The 7,085-nt window shown below is 34.0% G+C and carries 6 protein-coding genes and 1 pseudogene; 4 read left to right on the top strand and 3 right to left on the bottom strand.

Annotation, left to right across the window (positions count from 1 at the left end; genetic code table 11):
* Positions 1-431: pseudogene (locus tag HF894_RS10605) on the bottom strand (hypothetical protein); the annotation flags it as partial.
* A gap of 3 nt (positions 432-434) precedes the next feature.
* Positions 435-1,604 carry a hypothetical protein gene (locus tag HF894_RS10600; protein WP_204972242.1) on the bottom strand — a complete coding sequence of 390 codons (1,170 nt, stop codon included), beginning with the start codon at positions 1,602-1,604 and terminating at the stop codon, positions 435-437.
* A gap of 451 nt (positions 1,605-2,055) precedes the next feature.
* Here HF894_RS10600 and HF894_RS10595 point away from each other — a divergent pair, with 451 nt between their 5' ends.
* The 4 genes from HF894_RS10595 to HF894_RS10580 are packed head-to-tail and all read left to right on the top strand — an operon-like array spanning position 2,056 to position 6,642.
* The gene (locus tag HF894_RS10595; RefSeq protein WP_204972240.1) at positions 2,056-3,324 is read left to right on the top strand and encodes a dsDNA nuclease domain-containing protein; all 1,269 of its coding nucleotides are present in this window, start codon (positions 2,056-2,058) and stop codon (positions 3,322-3,324) included.
* A complete protein-coding gene (locus tag HF894_RS10590) occupies positions 3,321-3,758 on the top strand; it encodes a hypothetical protein (RefSeq protein WP_246593217.1) in 438 nt (145 codons plus the stop codon). The genes HF894_RS10595 and HF894_RS10590 overlap by 4 nt, the downstream gene beginning before the upstream one ends.
* Positions 3,755-5,620: a DUF3732 domain-containing protein gene (locus HF894_RS10585; RefSeq protein ID WP_204972238.1), complete on the top strand. Its 1,866-nt coding sequence runs from the start codon at positions 3,755-3,757 to the stop codon at positions 5,618-5,620. Before HF894_RS10590 ends, HF894_RS10585 begins: the two co-directional genes overlap by 4 nt.
* Entirely contained in the window at positions 5,617-6,642 is a 1,026-nt protein-coding gene (locus HF894_RS10580; protein ID WP_246593216.1) for a nucleoid-associated protein, read from the top strand. Before HF894_RS10585 ends, HF894_RS10580 begins: the two co-directional genes overlap by 4 nt.
* Positions 6,643-6,655: 13 nt before the next feature.
* Here HF894_RS10580 and HF894_RS10575 read toward each other — a convergent pair whose 3' ends face one another.
* Entirely contained in the window at positions 6,656-7,024 is a 369-nt protein-coding gene (locus tag HF894_RS10575; protein WP_204972236.1) for a helix-turn-helix domain-containing protein, read from the bottom strand.
* Positions 7,025-7,085 lie beyond the last annotated feature (61 nt).

The following is a 7,085-nucleotide window of genomic DNA, read 5'->3' as shown; positions in this document are numbered from 1 at the left end:
AAAATAAAATTGACCCCCATCACCAGGACTTTTAAAGGGGCAATCGTATGATAAATAAGGTGGGCAGATTCTTTTTGGCCAAAGGGGTCAAATTTGTTTGGCTTTTCCAAAGAGTACATATTTCCGTAATACGGTTCTCCCACAAAGAACGAGTTTTGTCTCATGCGCAAGGGTGGCAGTACATCCAGCAGGTCATAGTAGTCTTCTTCGGTGATTTCCTTGAACGGTTCGGACAGGGACTGATTGTATAGCCGCAGCTTCTTGTCTATATCAGAAGGTGTTACGGCTTTCAGATAGGGATTGTTTTCCCGTATGCGCAGTTCTTCGATTGTTTCCCCACCATAGTCATTATGGAATCCGTCACTCATACTTGTCAGGCATGTTCCGTCGAAGTAGCGGGAATCGATTACATATTTCAATCGGTCTTTCATGTCTTATAGGTTTTGAAGGTTCAACACTCTTTTGACTGCATATACGGCATTCTGTGTAAGTTGCCGTTGCCATGCCTGGTATCTCGGTGACCATTTGAAACCGTATGATTTCAGTTCCTTGCGCCTCTGGTCATCCGGAATACTGTCAAACAGGATTTGCAGGCGGTCTGCCTCATAGTTCCATACCAGCGTTCCGCCTTCAAATTTTAGTTCACGGTTTTCCCGTTCTCTGATTTCCTGAAGTTTCAGTCTGGCCTGGCGTGCCATTTCCGGTAGTTGGAAGAAACGGTTCCGTGGAGTGATAACCGGTTTTTTGCATTGCGCATTGAAGTCTGTAATGAAGTCCACCGCTTTCTGTACGATTTCCACTTCTCCTTTTCCTGCATAGGTGCTTACTTTATTTAGGATACTGCTGACGAACAGGGCACGGCTGTATCCTCTTGCTTTACCGGTATCAATATCATGAATGGTCTGTGCGCTGCTTGTAATGTCACGCTTCAGACGGTTCCATGCCTCTTCCTGCTTCTGTTCTTCCGATTTGGCAGCCTCTTTCATTCTTTCCATGGCTGCCTTGAAGCGGTTACGCCAGTCATGAAATTCATCAAATCTGTTCTGGTATGCATCCAAGGCCTTGTTGTTGCGCTGGCAGTTGAATTTGGCAGGCCCTGTCACCATCGGACTGGCACATCGTGAGAGACTGTTCAACAGGGCGGAGAACTTGCTATGGTATGCACTGACATATTCGTTCTGCTTTTCTTCCGGAATCTGTTTCAGATCCTCTACAAGTTGTTTTTCATATTGCATGATGTCTGTTTCCGCCCTTGCTTCAGGTTCGAAAGAATTCCATCTGTACGCGTTGTATGCAGCATCAAGCAGGTCTTCCAGATAGCCGGGATACAGGAATTCCACAGCTTCCCATTTTTCAAATTCAGACGGATGAAGTTCTGTTTCTCCGTCTGCCGCTTCGATTGTGTGTACATAGGAACCCATTCCCGTACAGCGTTTACGGAAATGAAAAAGGACGGCTTCGTCATCCGTCCCTTGTTCTCTGATTTTTTTCACTCGGTAAGCATTCTTTCTTGTCAACGTGACAACCGTCTGTTTTCCGGTCTTGTCCTTCATGAGGTCTGCTACTGTACCTTCACATACCGTCTTTCCAACTTTTTCAGTCATATTCTTTTATTTAAATTAGACATGACCGGCTCCGTAGAGCCAGTATTTCAATTTCTTACTGGCCCGGCTGTTCTTTGCCAATGACCGGTGCAAGGCTTGGCGGAAAAAAATATCGGAGCGAAGCGAGGATGATTTTTTTCCAGCCAACCAGCCCGACAGGGCCGCCTTGCACAGTCAGTGGCAAAGGGCGATATTTGCTGTAAGAAATGAAATAATGGTATAATTTTATAAAGTTATTCTCTTTAATTTTTGTATATATAGGATTTGCAGATTAAAGTCATAAATTATAAAGTTTTTTATATATTTGCACTGTTAGTCAAAGTGTTATAATTAATATCAAAACAAATGAAAAATTAATGTAAATAATAATATTGATTATATCTTATGAAATTCCTATTTATACAACTCATTGATAGTTGTAAAGCCATAATATTGTTAATAATAAAATATCATGAGTATTGTTGCACCTTCTAAAGAGCAAAGTAAGCGTTCTGCTGCAGATATTTTTGCAGCTTTTGAATATCAATGGAATTATTTTATACTAATGCTGTTAAAAGAAGTCGATGAAGAAGTAACTATTAGCTTTGAATATCATGATGACGTTGATGTTCAGTCAGAAGATAAGATAAAATTATACCAAATAAAACACAGCATTCGTAAAAACAAAAAAAAGGAAACTATTAATCTAAGCGACCGCGATGTAGATTTATGGAAAACCATCTCTATTTGGATGAAAATTATTGATGATCAACCAGCTTTTTTGACAGATTCAGAATTTCATTTGGTGACAAATAAAGCTATTTCTAAAAATACTTTTGTTAAGGCAATTGAGTCTTATAAAGAGACAAAATCTGTTGAGAATTTAAAATCGGCTATTATAGCTATTAAAGAATCTGAAAGAGAGAAATCTGATATAGTCAACTCTGATTCTCAACAAAAAAAGAAGGGACTAGACGTTTCAAAAGTAATTGAAGAACTACTTGATAAAACCTATTTTACAGATTTTTGTAATCAAATTTTTGTATCAGAAACTCCAGGTCAGTTGAAAGAGAAAATAAAGAAAATAATGAGTAATCGTTTTGGGTTGAACTGTAATCGTGTTGATTGGGTTTATGAGCAATTAATGACAAAATTAAGGGATGATTCTATAGAATATATAGAGAGCGGACAAGCGGTTTCATATACTGGAGAGATTTTCACAGAGCGATATCAAAGTATACTTGATATTGGCCGTCAGAAGATTCATTTTCGGACAGACTATAGTTTCCAAGATTTTAATGGGGAACCTCGTGATTTACTGTTTATGAAACAACTTTTTTTAATTGGTGATACTAAAGAAAATGAGTTGGACAGGATAGCGGAATTAACTACAAAATGGTTATGTTTCAACAATAATCTTCATGAATATTACAATAATGATATTTTTATTCCTGATGATGTAAACAAGTTGACACAGAATGTTTGTTCGGCTTGGAGTAGTTGTTATCGTTCTAAACATCGTAAAATCACATTAGAATCAACTAATGAAGAATTATGTGATGCAGGGTGTAATACAGTTGATGAAATGCGAAATAAAGAATTCTCGCTGGCGGGTAATCAGTTAGAAGAATTTTTAAGTGAAGGATGTATATATTATTATTCAAATTCCGCTACAAATATAATTCCCGAATTACCTTTAATAGGCTGGCATCGTGATTGGAAAGATAAATTTAAGAAATGATGAACAGAGTTTATAATAATGAAGCTATAATTATGGTATGTATAGTTCATCTTCTCAAAAAAAAGGAGATGAGTATTGCTCTATCATATCTTTTAAGTACTCTTCTTATTGATGGGCAGCTAGGTAAAATTATACAGATGTCCGCAGATTTTGAAAAATTATCTAATTCTATAAAGAATCAAGGAAGCGGATTATTATCTCGTAAACTAATTTCTTTTGGCCCATATTTCATGAATGCAGTGGTTATATTGAAACAAAGTAACATAATTACTTTCTCTGATGGGGTGTTGCGTTTAATAGATCAAACCTTTCCTGACGATGGATTAGGCTCTAAAAGGTTAGGTCGCATTCTTAAAAATGCAGATATACTATTTGAAATGTGTAAGTATTTATCTACTAAAGAGATGTATAATAAATTAAATATTCAGTTATGAATCTATATATTGCGAGTATAAAATTGTGGTTCAAAGGTTTTCATGAAGATGTAAAAAGAACAATAACATATACGTTTGAACCAAATAAAATTAATGTTATTACAGGTGATTCCTCTACTGGTAAATCATCTATACTTGGGATTATTGATTATCTTCTTCTCTCAGATAATCCAACAATTGTTGAGAATATTATAAATGAAAATATTGCATACTATGGTATGAATTTATATCTTGATGGAGTAAGTTATATTATAATCAGAAAAGCTCCATATTTAGGCAATGGAACGCAAGATGTATATTGGAGCAACCAAAAAGAGTATCCAATACCATATACTCCAACTCATACAATAGGAGAAATGAGAACTTTGCTTACAACAATGTTTAATGTACCTAAACATGAAACAAAAGTTGGACATAAAAAGTATCCTATGACATTTAGGCATTTTTTACCATTTAATTATCTCACAGAAGATATTATTTCATCTGCTAATACTTATTTTGATACGACTTTTTTTATAAGTAGGAGCTACGATGCTTTTCTTGATTATGCATTAGAGTATGTCAATGGTATTAGATGTCATAATGTGAAAGATTTGGAACTTGTAATTCAAAAAGCGGAAAAAGATTTACTCCAATATCAGCAGAAGCATCAAAAAGCGCAGGCTGATGAGATAAAATATAGAGAAAGTCTCATTTCTATTTATGATGATGCATTACGTCTTAATCTGGTCTCTGCTAATGATTTATTCCTTCGTGAAGATGCTAATAAATTACAACGATATATTCAACTTGCTATATCAGAGTATGATAAACTTATTAAGAATGATGAAGATACAAATAAGTTGGCTAGATTAAAGAAGAAAAGAGATGATATTAATTCTAAACTTAGCATTTATAATTCTTTACTTGTAGAAATGAAAAAGCAGAAGGATGTAGGGGTAAAAGTTCAAGATAGCTTGCGCCCTATTTCCTATATAAGAAAACATATTGATGAGGTTATAAACTCGCCTGAAACAATCGAGCTTCTTGATTTATTAGAGAAGCAGCTTATGGCTATTAAAGTTTCTGAAAAGGAAGAACTTAAATTGTCTTTTGACTTTACTACAAGGTACGAAGAATTAAAGAAAGAGCTTAAAGCTTGTGAGGATGAACTAAAAAAGTTAACGGTTCTTCGTAAAACTATTGTGAATCCTAGATGGCTCAATCTTGCAATAAGTCTTAAATATCGGATAAAAGAATTAAAAAAACCACAAATAGACATCTATCAACCAAGTGTGGAACAAGATAAATTGTCTGAGATTGAATCATTGAGAAATCAATTGAAGCAAATAAACCTATTACCTCATGATGTAAAAGAAGTATTGAACGCATATATAAATAAATATTTTCAATCAACAAATGGTATGGTGGATTCTTATCCAGATTCTACTATGCGTTATGATGATGAGGATCGCAGAGTTTCATTATTAAAAAATGGAGAAGAGTATTCTATTAGAAATGTAGGTAGCAAATCAAACTATATGTTCTTGCACTTATGTTTTTTTCTAGGTCTTCATCGGTCAATAATAATGCACCAATCTAAACAAGTGGGATCATTCCTCTTTATTGACCAGCCAAGTATACCTTATTATGCTGATAAAAATACGCTTGATAGTGATGATAAAAAGCAATTAATCAAAGCTTTTAAATTACTTAATGATTTTATGAAAGAAACTATTGGTGATGAGGGAAATCATTTTCAGATTATATTAATAGAGCATGCTGATGAAACATATTGGAATGATTTAGAGTATTTTTATACAGCTAAAAAATTTGACAAATTTAAAGATGGTGGATTAATACCTAAATATATTTACGAATGATAGCAGATATTAAAATAGGAACTCCAACTATTGCCACAGTACAAAAAGTTGGTAATAAGACTAAGGAGGAAGGTATAACATTTACTACTAGAGCAGATGACGTTTCTTTTGCATCAGAATTTATATCATCATTGATAAAAAATACATTTAAGTTTGATGTATTTTGTCAATTTGATTCTATCGAGTCTCTAGATATGAATCTTTCTTATAGATTTGTGCGCAATATATTTAATAATAAAGATAATATTGTTAAACAGTCAAATAATCTTGCTAGACATCTTTATGATCAAAGCATACACCCTGATATCAGTAATGGTGAGTTCTACGTAATTTATATTAAAGACTGCATTCTTGAGCATAAAAATATCGATGCGCTTTTACTCCTTAAAACAGAAGCTAAAGACAGTTTTTTAACAGTGTCCTATGAAAATGGAGAATACTTCATTAGGCCGCATTTGGGTTTAAGCACAAAACACTTAGATAAAGGATGTTTAATTTTTAATACTCAACCAGATGAAGGATACTTAATTTCAATAGTAGAAACATCAACCGTACGGCAAGACGGTAGATATTGGTCAAACAATTTTCTATATGTCAAAGATATAATTACTGATTTTCAATATACTGAGAATATCGTGAACTTTTGTTCGTCTGTTGTGCAAAGGATAAACAAAGAAAATCCTGAAAAATCTATGGAAATGGCAAAAGCTTCCCGAAGAATCACACAGATGTTACAAAATGGTATTGAAATTAATACGAATAAACTAATTTCATCATTAATGATTGATGATGAAATTACATCCATATTATTATCATATCAGAAAGAATATGAAGACAGGATTGGTAAAATGCCCGAGACATTCAGATGTATTCAAAGTGCTACAAAACGAAAAAAAATTACAAAAGCAAATGTTTTAAAAATAGGAACAGATTTTGAAATTAAGATTTTAAATCCGTCAGCCATTATTGAACAAGGATATGATGACGAAAAGAAAAAGAATTGTCTCAAACTATATTATTAGATAAAGGCTCACATCATATATTAACCCCATTTCTAGGTTTGCGTTTCATCCCCTTAAGTATTTGTGCGGATTGTTCCTGATAGGATAGAGGTTGGCTTTGTTTTTTGCCAGCCTCTATCCATTTAAGGAGCTCGTCTTCATAGAAATATAATTTTTTACCACGTTTATAGGCTGGGATGAGACCTGTACGAGCAAGTCTATATATTGTCGGTTTTGATTTTTGGATAAGTATGCTAGCCTTATCTATGTCAATTAGTTGATGCTGATGATCAAGTCTCTGTGGTTGTAGGGTTTCAACCAATTGATAAATTTTCTCTACTTGTTCTGTTAAATAGCTTACAGCCTGCGGAAGCTTGTCGAATGTGATAGGTTCTTTTGTCATACAATCTGTTTTTGCTTTTGAGGATTAATATTTGTTGATGCAATATTTATGAATATAAAGT

The sequence above is a fragment of the Caecibacteroides pullorum genome (assembly GCF_019239235.1).
In the GTDB taxonomy this organism is placed as follows: domain Bacteria; phylum Bacteroidota; class Bacteroidia; order Bacteroidales; family Bacteroidaceae; genus Bacteroides; species Bacteroides pullorum.
This window is presented reverse-complemented; position numbering and strand designations above follow the sequence as displayed.